Source organism: Blastococcus saxobsidens (genome assembly GCF_002938435.1).
GTDB lineage: Bacteria > Actinomycetota > Actinomycetes > Mycobacteriales > Geodermatophilaceae > Blastococcus > Blastococcus saxobsidens.
This window is the reverse complement of record NZ_POQT01000013.1, coordinates 68,989-86,955: the sequence shown is the minus strand read 5'-3', so window position 1 is coordinate 86,955 and position 17,967 is coordinate 68,989. Positions and strand designations below refer to the sequence as shown.

14 protein-coding genes are annotated in these 17,967 nt (G+C 74.4%); 6 read left to right on the top strand and 8 right to left on the bottom strand.

All coding sequences use genetic code 11. From position 1 onward, the window contains the following. Positions 1-279 precede the first annotated feature (279 nt). Entirely contained in the window at positions 280-1,797 is a 1,518-nt protein-coding gene (locus tag C5507_RS10245) for an aldehyde dehydrogenase family protein (RefSeq protein WP_104528418.1), read from the top strand. 120 nt (positions 1,798-1,917) lie between these two features. Here the strand turns inward: C5507_RS10245 and C5507_RS10240 are convergent, their stop codons facing one another. The 4 genes from C5507_RS10240 to C5507_RS10225 all read right to left on the bottom strand — a co-directional run bounded on the left by C5507_RS10240 (position 1,918) and on the right by C5507_RS10225 (position 4,842). Then, complete coding sequence (locus C5507_RS10240) at positions 1,918-2,889, bottom strand: hypothetical protein (RefSeq protein ID WP_104528417.1); 972 nt, start codon at positions 2,887-2,889, stop codon at positions 1,918-1,920. Between the two features lie 106 nt (positions 2,890-2,995). Further along, the gene (locus tag C5507_RS10235) at positions 2,996-3,496 is read right to left on the bottom strand and encodes a hypothetical protein (protein WP_104528416.1); all 501 of its coding nucleotides are present in this window, start codon (positions 3,494-3,496) and stop codon (positions 2,996-2,998) included. A 184-nt stretch (positions 3,497-3,680) separates the two neighbouring features. After that, complete coding sequence (locus C5507_RS10230) at positions 3,681-3,899, bottom strand: hypothetical protein (RefSeq protein WP_104528415.1); 219 nt, start codon at positions 3,897-3,899, stop codon at positions 3,681-3,683. A gap of 151 nt (positions 3,900-4,050) precedes the next feature. Then, positions 4,051-4,842: an enoyl-CoA hydratase/isomerase family protein gene (locus C5507_RS10225; RefSeq protein ID WP_104528414.1), complete on the bottom strand. Its 792-nt coding sequence runs from the start codon at positions 4,840-4,842 to the stop codon at positions 4,051-4,053. A gap of 199 nt (positions 4,843-5,041) precedes the next feature. On the opposite strand from C5507_RS10225, the gene proA reads away from it, so the two are divergent. Together proA and C5507_RS10215 are read left to right on the top strand one after the other, a co-directional pair. Then, positions 5,042-11,011 carry an anti-phage protein ProA gene (gene proA, locus C5507_RS10220; RefSeq protein WP_104528413.1) on the top strand — a complete coding sequence of 1,990 codons (5,970 nt, stop codon included), beginning with the start codon at positions 5,042-5,044 and terminating at the stop codon, positions 11,009-11,011. 114 nt (positions 11,012-11,125) lie between these two features. Next, positions 11,126-11,461, top strand: a complete 336-nt coding sequence (locus C5507_RS10215; RefSeq protein ID WP_104528412.1) for a hypothetical protein — start codon at positions 11,126-11,128, stop codon at positions 11,459-11,461. Between the two features lie 3 nt (positions 11,462-11,464). Here the strand turns inward: C5507_RS10215 and C5507_RS10210 are convergent, their stop codons facing one another. Further along, positions 11,465-13,711 carry a SpoIIE family protein phosphatase gene (locus C5507_RS10210; RefSeq protein ID WP_104528411.1) on the bottom strand — a complete coding sequence of 749 codons (2,247 nt, stop codon included), beginning with the start codon at positions 13,709-13,711 and terminating at the stop codon, positions 11,465-11,467. 10 nt (positions 13,712-13,721) lie between these two features. Next, the gene (locus C5507_RS10205; RefSeq protein WP_158657563.1) at positions 13,722-14,084 is read right to left on the bottom strand and encodes an STAS domain-containing protein; all 363 of its coding nucleotides are present in this window, start codon (positions 14,082-14,084) and stop codon (positions 13,722-13,724) included. Positions 14,085-14,156: 72 nt separating this feature from the next. Here C5507_RS10205 and C5507_RS10200 point away from each other — a divergent pair, with 72 nt between their 5' ends. The 3 genes from C5507_RS10200 to C5507_RS10190 all read left to right on the top strand — a co-directional run bounded on the left by C5507_RS10200 (position 14,157) and on the right by C5507_RS10190 (position 16,345). Next, on the top strand, positions 14,157-14,588 hold the full coding sequence (locus tag C5507_RS10200; RefSeq protein WP_104528410.1) for an ATP-binding protein: 432 nt from the start codon (positions 14,157-14,159) through the stop codon (positions 14,586-14,588). Positions 14,589-14,657: 69 nt separating this feature from the next. Beyond that, positions 14,658-15,929, top strand: a complete 1,272-nt coding sequence (gene ilvA, locus C5507_RS10195) for a threonine ammonia-lyase IlvA (RefSeq protein WP_207225752.1) — start codon at positions 14,658-14,660, stop codon at positions 15,927-15,929. 32 nt (positions 15,930-15,961) lie between these two features. Further along, positions 15,962-16,345: a VOC family protein gene (locus C5507_RS10190; protein WP_104528409.1), complete on the top strand. Its 384-nt coding sequence runs from the start codon at positions 15,962-15,964 to the stop codon at positions 16,343-16,345. 2 nt (positions 16,346-16,347) lie between these two features. Here C5507_RS10190 and C5507_RS10185 read toward each other — a convergent pair whose 3' ends face one another. Together C5507_RS10185 and C5507_RS10180 are read right to left on the bottom strand one after the other, a co-directional pair. Further along, positions 16,348-16,977 (bottom strand): hypothetical protein, encoded by a 630-nt coding sequence (locus C5507_RS10185; protein WP_104528408.1) that lies wholly within the window; start codon positions 16,975-16,977, stop codon positions 16,348-16,350. 18 nt (positions 16,978-16,995) lie between these two features. After that, the gene (locus C5507_RS10180; RefSeq protein WP_104528407.1) at positions 16,996-17,946 is read right to left on the bottom strand and encodes a D-2-hydroxyacid dehydrogenase family protein; all 951 of its coding nucleotides are present in this window, start codon (positions 17,944-17,946) and stop codon (positions 16,996-16,998) included. Positions 17,947-17,967 lie beyond the last annotated feature (21 nt).

Below are 17,967 nucleotides of genomic sequence, written 5' to 3'. Positions count from 1 at the left end.
CGTCCAGACGGCGAGGCGCTCCCCGGAGCACGCGTCCGCTGTCGACCGTTCCGGTCTCGACCCCGGCGACCCGACGCCGCCGTTCCCTCATGCGGAATACCCTGTCGGCGGTCTTCGCGCTGGTGGACAGCCAACCCGATACGGCCCTACTGTGGCGCAGGTCTCCTCGGCGCCGGCTCGCGCAGGCAGCTCCCCGAGGACGGCGGCGAGCCGAGCGATGGTGACCCCCGCTCGTGGACGACTTCCCGCCCACCTGACGAGACGAGAGAGAGCACCGACATGGCGCAGACGCCGAGCCGCACCGCCGTCGCCGACCGGGGGGACACCGTCCTGCACGAGGCGGCCGTCCTGGTCGCCGGGCAGCGGCTGGACTCCGAGTTCCAGCCCGTCGTCAATCCGGCGCGCGTGCACGAGGTGGTCGGCCGGGTGGCCATGGGCACCGGCGAGCACGTCGACCGCGCAGTCGCCGCTGCGTCGGCGGCCTTCCCGGCCTGGTCGCAGCTGAGCGCCCACGAGCGCGCCGAGCACCTCGCCCGGGCCGCTGGGGCCATCACCGCGGCCGCCGGCCCGCTCGCGGAGCTGCTGACCCGCGAACAGGGCAAGGTGCTCTGGGAGTCGCGGGTCGACGTCGGCGGTGCGGCGCACATCCTCGGGTACTACACCGGACTGGCCGAGCGGCTGGCCGAGGACGAGGTGTTCCGCTCCGACTCCCGCGGCACGATCTTCTCCGGTCGCCGCCCGATGGGCGTGACCGGCGTCATCGTGCCGTGGAACAGCCCCGTGTACCTCGCTTTCCTCGGGATCTCCCCCGCCCTCCTGGCCGGCAACACCGTCGTCGTGAAGCCTTCGGAGCTGGCGCCGCTGACCCTGAGCGCCGTGCTGGAGATGCTCGCCGCGAAGCTGCCCGAGGGGGTCGTGAACGTCGTGCCCGGCGGCGGCGAAGCCGGCGCAGCCATCGCCGCCCACCCCGGGATCCGCAAGGTGTTCTTCACCGGCAGCACCGCCACCGGCCAGCAGGTCATGCGCGCCGCGGCCGGCAACCTCAAGAACGTGAGCCTGGAGCTCGGCGGCAACGACCCGGCCATCGTGCTGGAGAGCGCAGTGGTCACCGACAGGCTCGTCGACGAGCTCGTGCAGAGCGTGTTCACCGCCAGCGGTCAGATCTGCTTCAACGTCAAGCGCATCTACGTCCACCGGTCCCACTACGACCGCTTCGTCGAGCGCTACACCGCCGCCGTGGACCGGCTGGTGGTCGGGGACGGCCTGGACCCCCGCAGCACCATCGGGCCGGTCAACAACCGGCCGCAGTTCGAGAGGATCCTGGGTCTCCTGGACCGCACCCGCGCAGCCGGCGCGACGGTGAGGGTCCTCGGGACCGCCCTCGACCCGGACACCTGGGACGACGGCTACTTCCTCCGCCCCACCGTCGTGACCGACGTGGAGCCCGGCGCCGAGCTGGTCAGCTGCGAGCAGTTCGGTCCTGTGGTCCCCGTCCTCCCGTTCGACTCCGACGACGAGGTCGTCGGGCTGGCGAACGCCACCGAGTTCGGACTCGCCGCCTCCGTCTGGAGCGAGGACCGGGAGCACGCGCTGCGGATCGCCCGCCGGCTGGAGTGCGGCAGCGTCTTCATCAACGTCCACCGCATCGGCGCCTCCGACGTGTCGATGCCCTTCGGTGGGTTCAAGGGCAGCGGCATCGGACGCGGCCACGGCATCACCGCCCTGGAGGCGTGCACGGAACTGCAGACGATCGCCGACTACGTCGACGTCTCCGGCTTCCCCGGTCCGAGCCGCTGATCGTCGGTCTCCCGACCGGACCCGCTCGCGGAGCGTGGGACTCCCGACGGCGAGGGCCCGCACTCCCGGGAGGGGGTGCGGGTCCTGCGCGCGTTCCGGCGGACCGGAGGGGGCGCTGCGTCAGCTGTCGACGCCGACGGCCTCCTTGGCGACCGCGGCGAGGGCGACCTGGGCGGCGCTGATGACGCTCGACCGGTTCTTGTGGGTCTCCTCGTAGCGGATGATCACCCGGATGTCGTGCGGCTCGGTGAGCCCCTTGACGGCCTTGGCGGCGTCCGTGGTGTTCAGCGAGTCGAAGCCCTTGACGGGCAGCTCGTCGGCGGTCACGTCGCCGAGCTCCTCGCGGGCGGACCGGGCGACGTCGGCGGCCTCCTTGTTGCCCTCGCGCTGGGCGATCCGCTCGGCGCGACGCAACGAGGCGGCGCGGCCGACCACGAGGGTCTCGCGAGCGGCGTCGGCGAGGGCGGCGGCGCGGCCCACGACCCCGCGGACGTTGTCGCCGGTCTCCTCGCCGGCCTGCTGCACGGTGTCCACGGCCTGGTTCACCGTGTTGGCGACGAAGCGCACCGGGGCGTTGACGGCCTTGGCCACGCCACCGGCGACCTTCTGCAGCGGGGTCGCGACCAGCGCGGCGGGGCCACCGAGGGCCTCCTCGGCCAGCACGACGGTCAGCCACTCCACCGTCGCCTTGTGGGCGGTGACGAGCTTCTCGGCGAGCCGCTCGACCTTCGGCTGCTCGGCGGACTGGGCCAGCACCTTGACGTAGGTGGCGCGGTCCAGCAGCTGGTGCTCGAGCTGCAGGTCGGTGAGCAGGGCCTCCTCGATGGGCGTGGCCTGCTCGAAGGTGGCCTTCAGGACGGCCGACAGGCGGCCGATCGCGGGGGTGACGACGTCCGGCACGCCGCCGAGGGAGCGCAGCGCGTCGGTGATCTCGAGCGAGCGGGCCGCGGCGTTGTCGGCGTTCTGCGTGAGCTCCCGGCGCACGGCGTCGGTGCGGGCCTGGGAGATGCGGGTGCGTGCGACCTGCTCCTCGGTCTGCGTGAGCAGGACGAGGGCGCGCAGCTGGTTGATCAGCTTGGTGTTGTCAGTCATGAGGGGATCAGCTCCAGAGAGATCGAGGATGACCTGACGGGTTGTTCTGTGCCCCGGAACCCTTCGGTGCTAACAAGAGCAAGCACATTGCTAGCAGTGAGCCTCGTCACCCGTTCGGGTGAACGGCATCCCGCCCGGTACGTGGACGGACGGGGAGGACCGCGATCCGGCGGACGGCGACACCGACGGCCGCGTGCCCGGCGACGACCACCGACACCGCCGTGACCACCACCAGCCAGGGAGGTGCGCCGCCGCGGATCACGGCCACGACCAGGAAGCCGTCGGCCAGCGCGACGAGGGTGAAGCCGAGGTGCCGGAGGTAGGCCTCCGACGGGCCGCCCGGCCGCGCGGGCCGCCCGCGGACGGCCAGCTCGGCGCGCACCACCACGGCCCCGGCCAGCAGCACCAGCCCGCCGAACACCCCTCGGGCGACCGGATCGGTGACGCTCCAGTCGACCAGCACGGCAGGGACCAGCGCGGCGGCCATGAGCAGCACGGCGGCGCGGTACACCGCCAGGAACCGGCCGCGGGCGACCGAGGCGATCCCGGCCGCGAAGGCGACGGTCGCCGCGGTGGCGTGGACGGTGACGAAGAAGCTGTTCAGCACGGGAGCCCCCCAGGGACCGGATGGGATCCCCAGGCTCGCCGGCGGCGCGGAGGGCGGTCAACGCCGCCGGGCGTGCCGGACGGTCTCCCCGCCGCATTCAGGACATCCGTCACGCCGGGGACCCGGCAGAACGCACGAGGGCGCCACTCCCGGTGGGGAGTGACGCCCTCGAGGGACGAGGCGGTCAGCCGGCGTCGGCGGTCAGTCGTCCCGGGACGACCGGGCGGCGCGGGCGGACGTCGAACCGCAGCACCGGCTGCGTCATGTCGTCGGTGATCTCGTACGCCGGCCGCGGCGCCAGCCGCACGCGGCGGGGCGAGCGGGGTGCGGGCGGCACGAGCTTGCCGCAGCCGATGCAGTACCGGCCACGCTGCTCCAGGGCTCCACAGTGCGCGCAGTTCATGGGACCTCCTCGGCGCCCCGGACGGGGCGTTCGAGCGGACACTGGCAGTTCCGACCCGTGCGCGTCACGCCGTTTCGACTCGTGTGACGAGCCGTTATGCGACTGTCACGGGAACGACCCGGTTCCGCCGGCGGTCGCACGAACCTGCCGGTCAGCGTCCGGTCCACCGCGGGGCGCGCTTCTCCAGGCGGGCGGCGATGCCCTCCTTGCGGTCCTCGCTGAGGTAGGGGTTGGGGCCGACGTCGAGCCGCAGCCCCTGCCAGAGCGGGAGCTCCAGCGCCTTGACCGCCGTCTCCTTCATGCGCCGCACCGAGATCGGCGCGTTGGCCGCGATCCGGTCGGCCAGCTCCAGCGCGGTGGGCAGCACGGCGGCCGGTTCGACCAGCCGGTTGACCAGCCCCCAGCGCTGCGCGTCCTCGGCTGCCAGCGGGTCCCCGGTGAACAGCAGCTCCAGCGCGATGCCCACCGGGATGCGCTTGGGCAGGACGACGGAGCCGAAGTTGGCGCCCATGCCGATCGCCGCCTCGGGCAGCGCGACGTGCACCGCCGGCGAGGCCACCCGCAGGTCGCAGGCCAGCGCCAGCTCGAACCCACCGGCCACCGCCGGGCCGTTCAGTGCCGCGATCACCGGCACGGGGGTCTCGGTGACCACCTCGAAGACGGCCCGGCCCGCCCGGTTCATCGGCGGGCGGAAGCGCTCGCCCCGCTCGTCCGCGGCCCGGATCTCCTCGAGGTCGAAGCCGGCGCAGAACGCCGGCCCGTTGCCGGTCAGCACCACGGCGCGCACGCCGTCCTCGACGACCCGGAGCAGCTCCTCCACCAGATCGGCCTGCAACCCCGTGGAGAGCGCGTTGCGCCGCTCGGGCCGGTCGAGGGTGAGCAGGCGGACGTGGCCGCGGTCCTCGACGGCCAGTCCCGAGTCGTGTCGTCGCGCGTCGGTCATGGGTGCAACCTGCGGCCAACGCACGCCGCCGGCAAGCCCGGGGCGGACGGGGCCCGATCGGCAGGGCGACCGGGGGTCGGAACCGCGGGCGGGCGGGAGACCTGTGATCCCGGGCAACGACCATGCGCACCTGTCACATCCGCCCCTCCTGTCGGGGACCATGGGAGGACCAGTCCGTCCGACCCGGTAGACAGGTGACATGGAGAGCACTGCCGACATCCGGCTCGGGGATGTCGTCGCGCCGTCGGCGGGCGTCTCCATCGAGCTCACCTCCACCCCCGTGCTCAGCTACGCGCTGGCGCACAACCGCATCCCGGTCGTCTCCCGGCTGGCGCTGACCAGCGAGCAGACGCAGCGCGGGCTGACGGTGCGGCTGTCGGTGCGGGACGCCGAGGGCCCGATCGCGCAGACCGTCGAGCTGCTCGCCGACGTCGACGCCGGGCGGACGACGGTGCTCACCTCCATCGGCCTGGTCATGGACCCGGCCGCGATGCTGCACGTCGAGGAGCAGCGCCCCGGGGTCGTCGACGTGGAGGTCGAGCTCGACGGCCTGCTGCTCGGCGAGGCCACCGCCCCGGTCCAGGTGCTGGCCGCCAACCAGTGGCTGGCCACTCCCCTGCCGCTGGCGCTGGAGATGCTCGCCGCGCATGTCATGCCCAACCACCCGGCGATCACCGGGCTGGTCGCCGAGGCGTCGGAGCTGCTCGAGCAGCGCACCGGCAGCGGCGCGATGGTCGGCTACGCGGCCACCGCCGAGCGGGTCGACGAGGTGGTGCAGGCACTGGCCGCCGCGCTGCGGGGCCGCGGGATCCGGCACTCGGAGCCGCCGGCCAGCTGGTCGGACCTCGGTCAGCAGGTCCGCTCCCCCGGCGACGTGCTGACCTGGCGGGTCGGCACCCCCCTGGACGTCGTCGTCCTGCTGGCCGCCGCGTGCGAGCAGGCCGGCATCCGGCCGCTGCTGTGGCTGGTCGGGGGGGCCGGCGGGCGGGAGGGGGAATCGCACGCGTTCCTCGGCTACTGGCGCGAGGAGCGCAGCTCCGAGTCCGCCGCCACCACCGACGTCAGCTCCCTGGTGAACCTGGTCGACCTCGGGCTGGTCGGCCTGGTCGAGACCACGCCGCTCACCAGCACGGACGAGGCCGGCACCGATCTGCACACCCCGGCCTACGAGCGCTGGCTGGCCGGAGACCTCGACCGCGTCCTCGGCGTCACCGACGTCCACCGCGCCCGGCGCGACGGCATCCTGCCGCTGCCGGCCCGCGCCCGGACGCCGGAGGGTCTGCTGCAGGTCGTCGAGTACCGCCCGGCCGAGCACAGCGCCCCGGCCTTCCCCACCGGCACGGCACCCCAGCAGCCCGGCAGCCGACCCGAGGCACCCGCGCGGGTGCAGCAGTGGAAGAACTCGCTGCTGGACCTCAGCCTGCGCAACCGGCTGATCAACTACAGCGAGCGCTCGGGCCTGCCGCTGACCCTGCCCTCGACCGCGCTGCCGATCCTCGACAACCTCGTGCAGGACGGCACGCCGGTCACCCTGCTGCCCGGCGACCAGCTGGCCACCGCCCAGGAGGAGCGCGGGCTCACCGCGGCCGGGGAGCTGCCGGCCGAGCAGCTCACCGAGCTGCTGGTCGAGCGGCGCGAGGTGCACGCCGACGTCACCACCGGCGGCTACCTCCCGCGGCTGCGCAACCTCGCCTACCGCGCCAAGACGGTGCAGGAGGAGACCGGCGCCAACAACCTCTACCTGGCGATGGGCTCGCTGGTGTGGGAGCTCGACGGCCGCCCGCTGCGCTCCCCGCTGGTGCTCGTGCCGGTCGTGCTCACCCCGGTCGGGCGCACCGGCTCCTACCGGCTGTCGCTGGACGAGTCCGGGTCGAGCACGCCGAACTACTGCCTGCTGGAGAAGCTGCGCCAGGTGCACGGGCTCGTCGTCCCGACGCTGGCGGAGTCGGCCGAGCCGACGCTGGACGTCGAGGGCGCGCTGGAGGCCATGCGGGTCGGGCTCGTCGGGCACGGCCTGCCCTACCGGGTGGAGGCCACGGCGGACCTCGCGATCCTGCAGTTCGCCAAGTACCGGCTCTGGAAGGACCTCGACGAGCACTGGTCGGACTTCGCCCAGAACCCGCTCGTCGCCCACCTGGTGCACGAGCCGACCGAGCCGTTCGACGACCCGGCGCGCGACTCCGGCGCCTACGTCGACCTCGACGCGCTGGCCGCCGAGCTGCCCGTGCCGGCCGACGCCTCGCAGCTGCGTGCGATCGCGGAGGCGGGCGCCGGGCGCACGTTCGTGCTCGAGGGCCCACCGGGCACCGGCAAGTCGCAGACCATCACCAACCTGCTGACCCGCGCGGTCGCCGACGGCAAGCGGGTGCTGTTCGTCGCCGAGAAGCGCGCCGCGCTCGACGTGGTGGCCCGTCGCCTGGACGCCGTCGGCATGGGCATGTTCGCCCTCGACCTGCACGACAAGGGCAGTCGCGCCTCGATGGTGCGGGCCCAGATCCGCCTCGCCATGGAGCACGCCGTCGCCGTCGACGAGCAGGGGCTCGCCGCGGAGTCCGAGGCGCTGCGCTCGGCCCGCCGGCAGCTGGCCCGCTACGCCGACCGGCTGCACGGCGAGAACGCCGTCGGGCTGTCGCTGTACACCGCCCGCACGGCCGAGCTGACCGCCGGCACCGACGTCGAGCCGCTGCCGGTGCCGCTGCCCTTCGTGGCGAACGCGCCCGCCGAGGTGCTCACCGCGGTGCGCCGGGCGCTCGCCCTGCTGCCCGACATCGCCGACCTCACCCGCCCGTCGCCGCGGCACCCGTGGGCCTTCGTCGACTCCCCCGAGATCGACCTGGTCGCCGCCCGCGAGGCCGCCGCCGAGGTCGACACCGCGGTCCGCGAGGTCGCGGCCCTCCCCGAGCTCGGCGGGGTGATGCGGCACGCCCGCACCCCGGAGGACCTCGACTCGCTGGTGCACCTGCTGTCCGGCCCGCAGGTCGGCATCGACGTGCTCGACGAGACGTTCAGCAGCCGCTGGACGACGGCGACCGGCGCGGTCATCGGCGAAGCCGCCGGGTTCACCGCGTTCCGGCACCCGGGGCTCGACGTCGCCTCCCCGGAGGCGCTGGGCCTGCCGCTGGCCGACATCTACGTGCGCGCGCAGACCGCCGCGGCGTCCAGCTGGTGGGGGCGCCGCCGCCGGCTGACCGTGGTGCGTGACGAGCTGACCCCCTGCCTCAGGCCGGGCGCCAAGGTGCGGCCCGGGGACGTGCCCGGCCTGGTGGAGAACCTGTGGCGGGTGCAGACGGCGGTGCAGGCCATCGTGGGGCGGGTCAACACCGTGCCCGGCCTGGCCGCCCCCGAGACCTGGAACCCCTTCACCGATCCGCAGCTGCTCGAGCGCCAGGCGCACTGGCTGCGCCGCGCGGGGATCGCCGTCGACGGCCGGTCCGCCTTCCACGTCGCCCTGCGCAAGCTGATCGTCGCCGGGATGCCCGCCGGCGAGCGGACGGCGACGGCCGTGGCCCGGCTGCGCGACGCCGTCGCGGCACTGCTGGACCTGTGCGGCAGCTCGTCGGACCAGCTGGCCGAGTGGGCCGGCGACGACGGCTTCGTGCTGCGCTGGTCGATGACCCGCCCCGAGCGGGGCACCTTGACGCCGCCCGGGTCCGGCGGGGAGCGCTCCGTGCTCATGTCGCTGCGCCGCTGGGTCTCCTTCCTCGACACGCTGGAGCCGCTGCGCTACGCGGGCCTGTTCGACGCCCGCCGGCTGCTGATCACCGGCCGGATCGCCGCCGACGACGCCGTCCGCGCGCTCGACCGCGGCCTGGCCATGGCCTCGGTGACCGAGCGGCTGGACGCCACCGGGCTGGACATGTTCGACGTCGAGGTGCACGAGGCGGCGATCGACCGGTTCACCGCCGCCTCCCGCGCGGTCCGCGAGCACCTGACGGCGGCGCTGCCGGCGTCGGTACTGGGCGCGCGGCCCTTCGACGCGGCGATGGGCACCGGCCAGGTCGGCGCGCTGCAGCGGGAGCTGGCCAAGCAGCGCCGGGGCCTCGGGGTGCGCCAGCTGCTGGCCCGGTACGGCGAGCTGATCACCACGGTCATGCCGTGCGTGCTGGTGTCGCCGGACTCGGTGGCACGGTTCTTCCCCGCCAAGGCCGACCAGTTCGACCTGGTCGTCTTCGACGAGGCCTCGCAGATCCGGGTGGCCGACGCCGTCGGCGCGCTGGGCCGGGCGAAGGCCGCGGTGGTCGTCGGTGACTCCAAGCAGATGCCGCCGACGTCGTTCCTGGAGCCGACGACCGCCTCCACCGACGACTCCCTCGAGGTCGAGACGGCCGTGGAGGACGAGGAGTCGATCCTCAGCGAGTGCGTGCAGGCGCGGGTGCCGCGGCACTGGCTGTCGTGGCACTACCGCAGCCAGGACGAGTCGCTCATCGCGTTCTCCAACGCCCAGTACTACGAGAACCGGCTGTCGTCGTTCCCGGCGCCCACGCACGGGCGGGCCTCCGCGGAGCCCGACGGGCGCGGGGTGGCCCTGGTCCGCGTGCCCGGCACCTTCCACCGCTCGGGCGCCGGCCGGCTGCTGCGCACCAACCCCATCGAGGCCAAGGCGATCGTCGCCGAGATCCGGCGGCGCTTCGACGCGGTCCCCACGTGGGACGGCATGGAGGTCGTGCCGTCGATCGGCGTGGTCACCTTCAACGCCCAGCAGCGGTCCTACATCGAGGCGCTGCTGCGCGACGCCGACGACGACCGGCTGGCCGCGGCGCTGGACCGCACCGACGGTGAGGGGCTGTTCGTCAAGAACCTGGAGAACGTCCAGGGCGACGAGCGCGACGTCATCTTCTTCTCCACCGGCTTCTCCCCCACCGCCGACGGCACGCTGCCGCTGAACTTCGGCCCGCTGAACCGGGTGGGCGGCGAGCGGCGGCTGAACGTGGCCATCACCCGGGCCCGGCGCCAGGTCGTCGTCTTCTCCTCCTTCGACCCGGAACAGCTGCGGGCGGAGGAGACGTCGTCGGTCGGCATCAAGCACCTGCGCGCCTACCTGGACATGGCCGAGCGGGGCACCGACGTGCTGCCGCGGGCGGCGCGCTCGGCCGCCGTCGTCGACCGGCACCGCGAGCAGATCGCCGCCGCGCTGCGCGAGCGCGGGCTGGTGGTGCGCACCGACGTGGGCCTGTCGGAGTTCCGCGTCGACCTGGCGGTCTCCCGCCCCGTCGACCCCGACACCCCGCTCGTGGCCGTGCTGCTGGACGGTCCGGCGTGGGCCCGCCGCGGCACCGTGGGCGACCGCGACGCCGTGCCGGTGGAGGTGCTCGGCGAGATGCTGCGCTGGCCGGTGGTCGAGCGCGTGTGGCTGCCGACGTGGCTGTCGTCGGCGGGGTCGGTGCTCGACCGGCTGGTCGCGGCCGTCGACGCCGCGCCCGTGCCGTCGCTGCCGGTCCCCGAGCCGGTGCGGCTGCCGACGGCGGCCGTGGAGTCGTTCAAGGGCGTGGCGGCGCTGCGCTCGTCGGTGACGTCGCTGGCCGTGCCGGCCACGCCGTCGCGTCCCGCGCCGAAGTCCGCCGTCGCGAAGAAGCCGTCCGGCCCGGTGCCGCTGGAGGGCGAGACGCCGTTCGTGCCGTGGATCCCGAAGTCGACCGGTGACAAGACGGTGCTCGACGAGCTGCCCGCCTCGAAGCCGGCCCGCGCGGTGCGCCGCGTGCTGCTGGCCGGGATCAAGGGCGAGGGGCCCGTCCACGCCGACCGGCTGGCGAAGCTCACCGTGGGCGCCTTCGGGCTGAACCGGGCCACCGAGTCGCGCAAGCAGACGCTGCTGTCGCTGCTGCCGCCCTCGGCCGTGGACGGCGACTACCTGTGGCCCGAGGGCACCGACCGCGCGACGTGGACCGGCTTCCGGCGCCAGGTGTCGAGCACCGACCGGCCGATCGAGCACGTGGCCCCGGAGGAGATCGCCAACGCGATGGCGGCGCTGTGCCGGGCGGCGGCGGGCATGCGGCGCGACGAGCTCCTGACGGCGACGGCGGTGGTGTTCGGCTACAAGCGGCGGGCGGCGTCGGTCACGCCGGTGCTGGAGAAGGCGCTGGTGCTCGCACTGGGCTCCGGCCGGCTCACCGAGCAGGGCAACGGCCTGCTGACGGCGCAGATCGCGGCGGCACCGGCCCCGCCGGACTGACCCGCTCCCGCCCGCGGATGACGGCCTGATGACGATCCGGCCGGTCCGCTTCAGCGAAGCCCGCGGGGAGCCGATGACTTCGGGGACGACGACGTCGGATGGACGGAGGGAACAGTGCGCATCACCTGCCGGGCCACCGTGCCCGCCACGGAGAGCCAGATGGTCGCCAGCATCCAGCAGGTGCTGGACCGGCGCGGATCCATGAACCACCCCCCGGTCAGCATCGCGGTCAACGACTCGGTGGCCCTGGGCATCGCCAGCCTCTTCACCAGCCCCATCGAGTCAGGCCAGGTGATGGAGCGGCTGTACCGCGGCGGCGACGTCGACAGCGCCGAGCTGCTCGCGGCCATCAGGTTCGAGCAGGGCTACGCCTCCCCGGAGGGCCACGCGGCGCTGCACTGCCTCGCCGGCTGGGTGGCCGCCAAGGTGCACCGGTCGGACGCCGGCTGACACTCAGGTCCGGGCGACGCCCAGCAGGGTGACGTCGTCGGTGCGGGGCGGGTTCAGCGCGCCCAGCACCGCGTCGAGCAGCTCCTGCGGGTCGGCCGGTCCGGCGGCGACCGCCGCCCGCAGGTCCTCCAGGCCGGCCGCGAGCCCGTCGGCCGAGCGCTCGACGAGGCCGTCGCTGAACAGCAGCAGCCGGTCGTCGCCGTCGAGGTGCACGCGCGTCTCGGCGTAGTCGGCGACGTCGAGCAGGCCGAGCGCGGGGCCGCGCCCCTCGTGCAGGTACGTGGTGCCGGCGGCGGTGGCGACGAGCACCGGCGGGTGGCCGGCGCTGGCGACGACGACGTCGCCGGTGGCCGGGTCGAGCTCCGCGACGATCGCCGTCGCCAGCTCCCCCGGCAGCAGCGCGCCGATGACCTCGTTGAGCCCGTCCAGCGCGGCGGCCGGTCCGGGCGCCCGCAGCAGGTGCGCGCGGAGGGCGTGCCGGAGCTGGGCGGTGATCGCGGCGGCGGCCAGGCCGTGACCGGCGACGTCGCCCAGCACGATCGACACCCGGCCGCCGGGCAGCGGCACGATGTCGTACCAGTCGCCGCCGACGACGTCCTCCTCGCTGGGCAGGTAGCGGGCGGCCAGCGCGACGCCGGGGACCTTGGGCAGCTGCTCCAGCAGCAGGGTGCGCTGCAGCGCGGTGGCCAGCCGGTTGTCCTCCTCGGCCCGGTTCGCCGCGGTCCCGGTGAGCAGGGCGGCCAGGCCCCGGGCCGCATCCACCTCGTGCTCGCGCCAGGGTCGCGCGGTCTCCCGCACCGTCTCGCTCCAGGCGTCGAACGACCGGCGGGGGCTCAGCCGCGGGCCGGCGTCGGTCTGCGCCGTCGTGGACGTGTACGGGTTGCCGCCCCAGGTGATCTCGCGCAGCGTCTCGGGCCGGAACCAGGCGAGGAAGTCCTCGCGTCCGCCGGCCACCTCGACGGCCAGCACACCGCTCGCGGTCCCGGAGAGGTCGGCCGCCTCCGGCAGCACCCGGCTCACCGCGTCGGTGACCGGTGAGCCCGCGGCCAGGAGGCCCTGGACCAGCGGCACGACCCGGTCGGCGGGCGGCGTCTCCCCCAGCAGGCGCAGCTGCCCGTTGATGCGGACCGCGACACCGGCGGCGGGCAGCAGGTCCAGCGCGGTGACCTCGCCCTCGGTGAGGGCCTCGGTCAGGCTCCGCGGGGTGCGGCCGATCGCCGCGGCGAGCTCGGCCCGCCGCTGCGCGACCTCGAGCATGCCGTTCTGCTCGCCGGCGGCCACCGGGGTGGGCAGCAGCAGCGAGGCCGTGCGGCCGAGGAACTCCGTGGCGACCCGGTCGGCATAGGACGGCCGGTGCGGGCCGGCGTAGTGGTGGCAGGCGATGAGCCCCCACAGCTTCCCGCGGTCGATGAGCGACACCGACATCGACGAGACGACGCCCATGTTGGCCAGGTACTCCAGGTGCACCGGCGAGACGCTGCGCAGCATCGCCCCGGAGAGGTCCAGCGGGCGGCCGGTCGACGGCGTCACCGGCGGCTCCAGCGGCACCGGCCGGTAGCCGGCGTCGGGGATGAGCCGCATCCAGTTGGTGGCGTACAGCGCGCGCGCCTGGGCGGGGATGTCGCCGGCCGGGTAGCGCAGGCCGAGGAAGGGTTCGAGGTCCTCGCGGCGGTCCTCGGCGATGACCTCGCCGTTCCACTCGGCGTCGAAGCGGTAGACCATCACGCGGTCGAACCCGGTCAGCGCCCGGACGTCGCGGGCCAGCACCTCGGTCAGCTCCTCCAGCGTGGCCGTGGCCGACAGCCGCTGCAGGGTCGAGGGGAGCCGCCGGTGCCAGGCGGCGCCCGCCTGCTCGGCGCCCCCCACCGGCTCCCATTCGGTGACCAGCAGGCCGTCGGCGCGGTGCAGGACGAGGTCGACCTCGCCGCCGGCGAGCCGCACCCGCAGCGGGTTGACCTCGGCGAGGTCGCCGGCCAGCCCGGCCAGCAGGCGGGCGGTGTCCTCGTCGTCGAGCAGCTGGTCCAGCGAGGTGCCGGCCACCGGCCGCCCGAAGAGCGCTGGGGCGTTGGCCGAGGCGACGACGACGGCGAGGTCGGGCTCGGTGACGGCCACCAGGGCACCGTGCGGCTGGACGGCGCCCGGGACGGCGATCGGCTCGTCGGCGCAGCGCAGGAGGGCGTCCTCGCCGGCCGGTCCACCGGGCACCGGGGCCTCGACGGGAGGCAGCCGGCTGGGTCCGCGGCTGGTCACCGCTGGGACGTCACGGCGTTTCCCGGCCCGCGTTCACGCTGGGCAGCTCGCCGGCGGAGTTGACCAGCGGGACCACCCGCTCGAGCTGCAGGAGCTCCAGCGGCAGGCGGACCGGCCGGTTGGTCCGCGGGGCGATGACGTGCAGGTCGATCCCGCCGGCAGTGCACCGGCGGGCGATGGCGACCAGCGCCCGCGCACCCGAGGAGTCGAGGAACCGGGTGGGGCTCAGATCGATGACCAGGCCGGCGGGAGAGGTGTCCAGGAGGGCCTCGGCGGCGGTGGCGAGCTGAGTCGACGTGGCGGTGTCGACCTCACCCCGTACGGTAAGGGCCGCACGCCCGGCGATCGTCGTCCGTTCCACGTCGAAGAGCACCGTCCACCTCCCTCGTTCCGTCGTCCTCGGCGTCCGAGGGTAGGCCACGCGACCTGAAGGGGCTGAACGGCCATCAACATCGACTTCAGCGTCCGCCTGCCGACCGACGCGCACAGCGTTCCGCTGGTGCGCGGGCTGCTGCGCCAGGCGCTGGAGCACCTGGCCGTGCCGCAGACCGTCATCGAGGAGATCGTGCTCGCGCTGACGGAGGCGTGCGCCAACGTGGTGGACCACGTCCACGACCAGGAGGCCTACCAGGTCGAGGTCTCCATCGACGACGAGCTGTGCCGGATCAGCGTGCTGGACCAGGGCGAGGGCTTCGATCCCGGCTCGGTGCAGACCGGCGGCCAGCCGACGGACGCCGAGCGCGGCCGGGGCCTGATCCTGATGAATGCGCTGGTCGACCGGCTGCAGTTCGTGCAGGACGACGACGGCCACCACCGCGTCACGTTCGAGAAGCGGCTGGTTCCCCAGCAGCCGCACCTGCGCCTGCTGCAGAGCTGAGCGCCCCGGCCGCGGTCGGCGCGGCACCCTCCCTCCGGTCCGCCCGTCGCGGTGGACGACGATGACGGGGTGAGTGCCACGGTCGACGAGTCCCCCGACGCCTTTCCCGCGCTCGTGCGGGACGCCGTCCGCCGGCTCTCCGGCGTGGCCGAGCGGACGCCGCTGCAGCGCAACGCGCGGCTGTCCGGCCTGACCGGCGCCGACGTGTGGCTCAAGCGGGAGGACCTGCAGGTCGGCCGCTCGTACAAGATCCGCGGCGCCTACAACACCATCGCCCAGCTCGCCGACGCCGACCGCGCGGCGGGCGTGGTCTGCGCGAGCGCCGGCAACCACGGGCAGGGCGTGGCCTACGCCTGCCGCGCGCTGCAGGTGCACGGTCGGGTCTTCGTGCCCGGCACGACGCCGCGGCAGAAGCGCGAGCGGATCGCCGCGCTCGGCGGGGACATGGTGGAGCTGGTGGTCACCGGCGACTCCTACGACGAGGCGGCGGCCGCGGCGGCCGCGTTCGCCACGTCCTCCGGGGCGACGCTGGTGCCGGCGTTCGACGCGCTCTCCACGGTCACCGGGCAGGCGACCGTCGCGGTGGAGATCCTCGAGCAGCTCGGGTGCGCGCCCGACGTCGTCGTCCTCCCGGTGGGCGGCGGCGGGCTGCTGGCCGGTGCCGGCACGTACCTGTGCGAGCACTCCCCCGGCACCCGGCTGGTCGGCGTCGAGCCCGCCGGCGCGGCGAACATGGCGGCGGCGCTGGCGGCCGGGGAGCCGGTGGAGCTGGCGGAGATCGACACGTTCGTCGACGGCGCGGCGGTGCGGCGGGCGGGGGCGGTGACCTATCCGCTGGTCCGCGACTCGGGAGCCGAGCTGCTGGCCGTCCCCGAGGGCCAGATCTGCACCGAGATGCTCGACCTGTACCAGGCCGACGGGGTGATCGCCGAGCCCGCCGGGGCGCTGGCGTCGGCGGCGCTCAGCGGCGGGCTGGTGACGGTCGACCCCGGGCAGACGGTGGTGTGCGTGCTGTCCGGCGGCAACAACGACGTGAGCCGGTACGCCGAGGTGGTCGAGCGGTCGCTGGTGCACCGCGGGCTCAAGCACTACTTCCTGGTCGAGTTCCCCCAGGAGCCGGGCGCGCTGCGCCGCTTCCTCGACGAGGTCCTCGGCCCCGACGACGACATCGTGCTGTTCGAGTACGTGAAGCGGGACAACCGGGAGACCGGCGCGGCGCTGACCGGCATCGAGCTGGGCCGGGCCGAGGGCCTGCCGGAGCTGCTGGCGCGCATCGCGGCCAGCCCGCTGCGCATCCAGCACGTCGCCCCCGGGACGACGGCCTACCGCTTCCTCGTCTGAACCTGTCACCGCTCGGGCGTAGCGTCCGCGCCATGAGCCCCCCATCAGCGATCACCCTCGGAGCGGTGAACGTCGAGGCCGACGCCCCCCACGCGCTGGCGGCCTTCTGGGCACAGCTGCTCGGCGGCACGGTTGCGGGTGATCACGCCGGGTTCGCCTACGTGTCCGCCCGCGAGCCGGGCGGCTTCGCCATGTTCTTCCGGCTGCGCTCGGATGCGCGTCCGGACCGGCAGGGCCAGCACCTGGACCTCACCGTGCCGTGGGGCACCCGCGTGGCGGAGGTCGACCGGGCCGTCGGGCTGGGAGCGACCCACCGGTGGGACGTGCTCGAGGAGGTGCCCTGGGTGCAGTGGTCCACGCTGTCCGACCCGGAGGGCAACCTCTTCTGCATCGCAGAGCACCCGCCGACGGGCTGAGCTCAGGCCGGTCGGGCGGCGTCCGGCTCCTCGTCGGCGCCGCTGCCGGGGTCGCGGGCCAGCAGGTACGTCGCCCCGCCCAGGACGATCCCGGCGACGGCGGAGAGCGCGACGACGATGCCGGTGTCGACGGTCCCGAGGACATCGGTCAGCAGGTCCCGCGAGCGGGACGTCGGGTCGGAGAGCACGACGCCGACGAACACCGCGACGAGCACCCCGGCACCGGCGGCCAGCAGCTGCGCGAGCCGCCCGGTGAACCCGTGCCGCAGCCCGACCGCCCGGGCGGCCTTCACGATCCGCCCGGCGCGGAGGATGCGCAGCGCGCCGACGGTGCGGGCCAGTCGCAGCACCTGCACCGGGCCGAGGGCGAACACGACGGCGACCACCACCGCGACCGTGAGGGCGATCAGGCCGAGGTGCCCGCGGATCCAGGCGCGCTTGTGCTCGGCGACGACGAAGAGGATGACCGTCTCGGCGACCAGCACGGCGCCGCTGACGATGTCGATGACGTGGCCGGCGGTGCCCAGCGTCCCCTCGGCGACGGTCAGGAACATCGCCGGGATGGAGGCCAGCGCCGCGACGAGCACGGGCAGGGCGAGCCGCTCCTGCCAGCGCTCCTCCCTGCTCGTCACCGCCGTCCACGCTAGCCGTCAGCCGAGGACGCGGATCGGCTCCCCGGCGACGAACGCGGCGACGTCCTCCACCGCCTCGCCGTAGAAGACCTCGTACGTGCCGCGGGTGACGTAGCCCAGGTGCGGGGTGAGGACGGTGCGCGGCGCGGTCCGCAGCGGGGAGTCCGCCGGCAGCGGTTCCTCGTCGTAGACGTCCAGGGCGGCCGCGCCGATGCGGTCCTCCCGCAGGGCGTCCAGCAGGGGCTGCTGCTGCACGATCGGGCCGCGGCTGGTGTTGACCAGGACGGCGGTGTGCTTCATCAGCGCCAGGTCCGCGGCCCCGATGAGCCCGCGGGTCCGCTTGGACAGCAGCAGGTGGATCGTGGCGACGTCGGCGGTGGCGAACAGCTCGTCGCGCTCCACCCGGCGCACCCCCACCTCGGCGGCGCGCTCGTCGGTGAGGTTCTGGCTCCAGGCGACGACGTCCATGCCGAACGCCTGGCCGATGGTGGCGACCCGGCTGCCGAGGCGGCCGAGGCCGATGACGCCGAGCCGCGCGCCGGCGAGGTCGCCGCCGACGGTCCGCTGCCAGCCGCCGGCGCGCATGCCGGCGTCCTCCTGCGGGATGTGCCGCACCGCGGCGAGGATCAGCCCCCACGTGAGTTCCACCGTGGCGGTGGCGTTGGAGCCGGTGCCGCAGACGGTGATGCCGCGCTCGGTGGCGGCCTCGACGTCGATGGACTTGTTCCGCATGCCGGTGGTGACCAGCAGCTGCAGGTTCGGCAGCCGCTCCAGCAGACTGCGGCGGAAGTCGGTGCGCTCGCGCATGGCGACCACGACGTCGAAGGACTGCAGGCGCTCGGCGAGTGCGTCCTCGTCGCCGACGTGGTCGGAGAACTCCACGACCTCCACCGGTCCGGGCACCCGCGACCAGTCGCAGAAGTCGGCGGCGACGGACTGGTAGTCGTCCAGGACGGCGATACGAGGCATGCCGACGGTCTACCGCATGCG

Excerpts from the sequence above, each read along its gene's own strand:
- proA (WP_104528413.1), top strand. The coding sequence starts at position 5,042 with ATGGAGAGCACTGCCGACATCCGGCTCGGGGATGTCGTCGCGCCGTCG.
- C5507_RS10225 (WP_104528414.1), bottom strand. The coding sequence starts at position 4,842 with ATGACCGACGCGCGACGACACGACTCGGGACTGGCCGTCGAGGACCGC.
- C5507_RS10180 (WP_104528407.1), bottom strand. The coding sequence starts at position 17,946 with ATGCCTCGTATCGCCGTCCTGGACGACTACCAGTCCGTCGCCGCCGAC.
- C5507_RS10240 (WP_104528417.1), bottom strand. The coding sequence starts at position 2,889 with ATGACTGACAACACCAAGCTGATCAACCAGCTGCGCGCCCTCGTCCTG.
- C5507_RS10230 (WP_104528415.1), bottom strand. The coding sequence starts at position 3,899 with ATGAACTGCGCGCACTGTGGAGCCCTGGAGCAGCGTGGCCGGTACTGC.
- C5507_RS10245 (WP_104528418.1), top strand. The coding sequence starts at position 280 with ATGGCGCAGACGCCGAGCCGCACCGCCGTCGCCGACCGGGGGGACACC.
- C5507_RS10190 (WP_104528409.1), top strand. The coding sequence starts at position 15,962 with ATGAGCCCCCCATCAGCGATCACCCTCGGAGCGGTGAACGTCGAGGCC.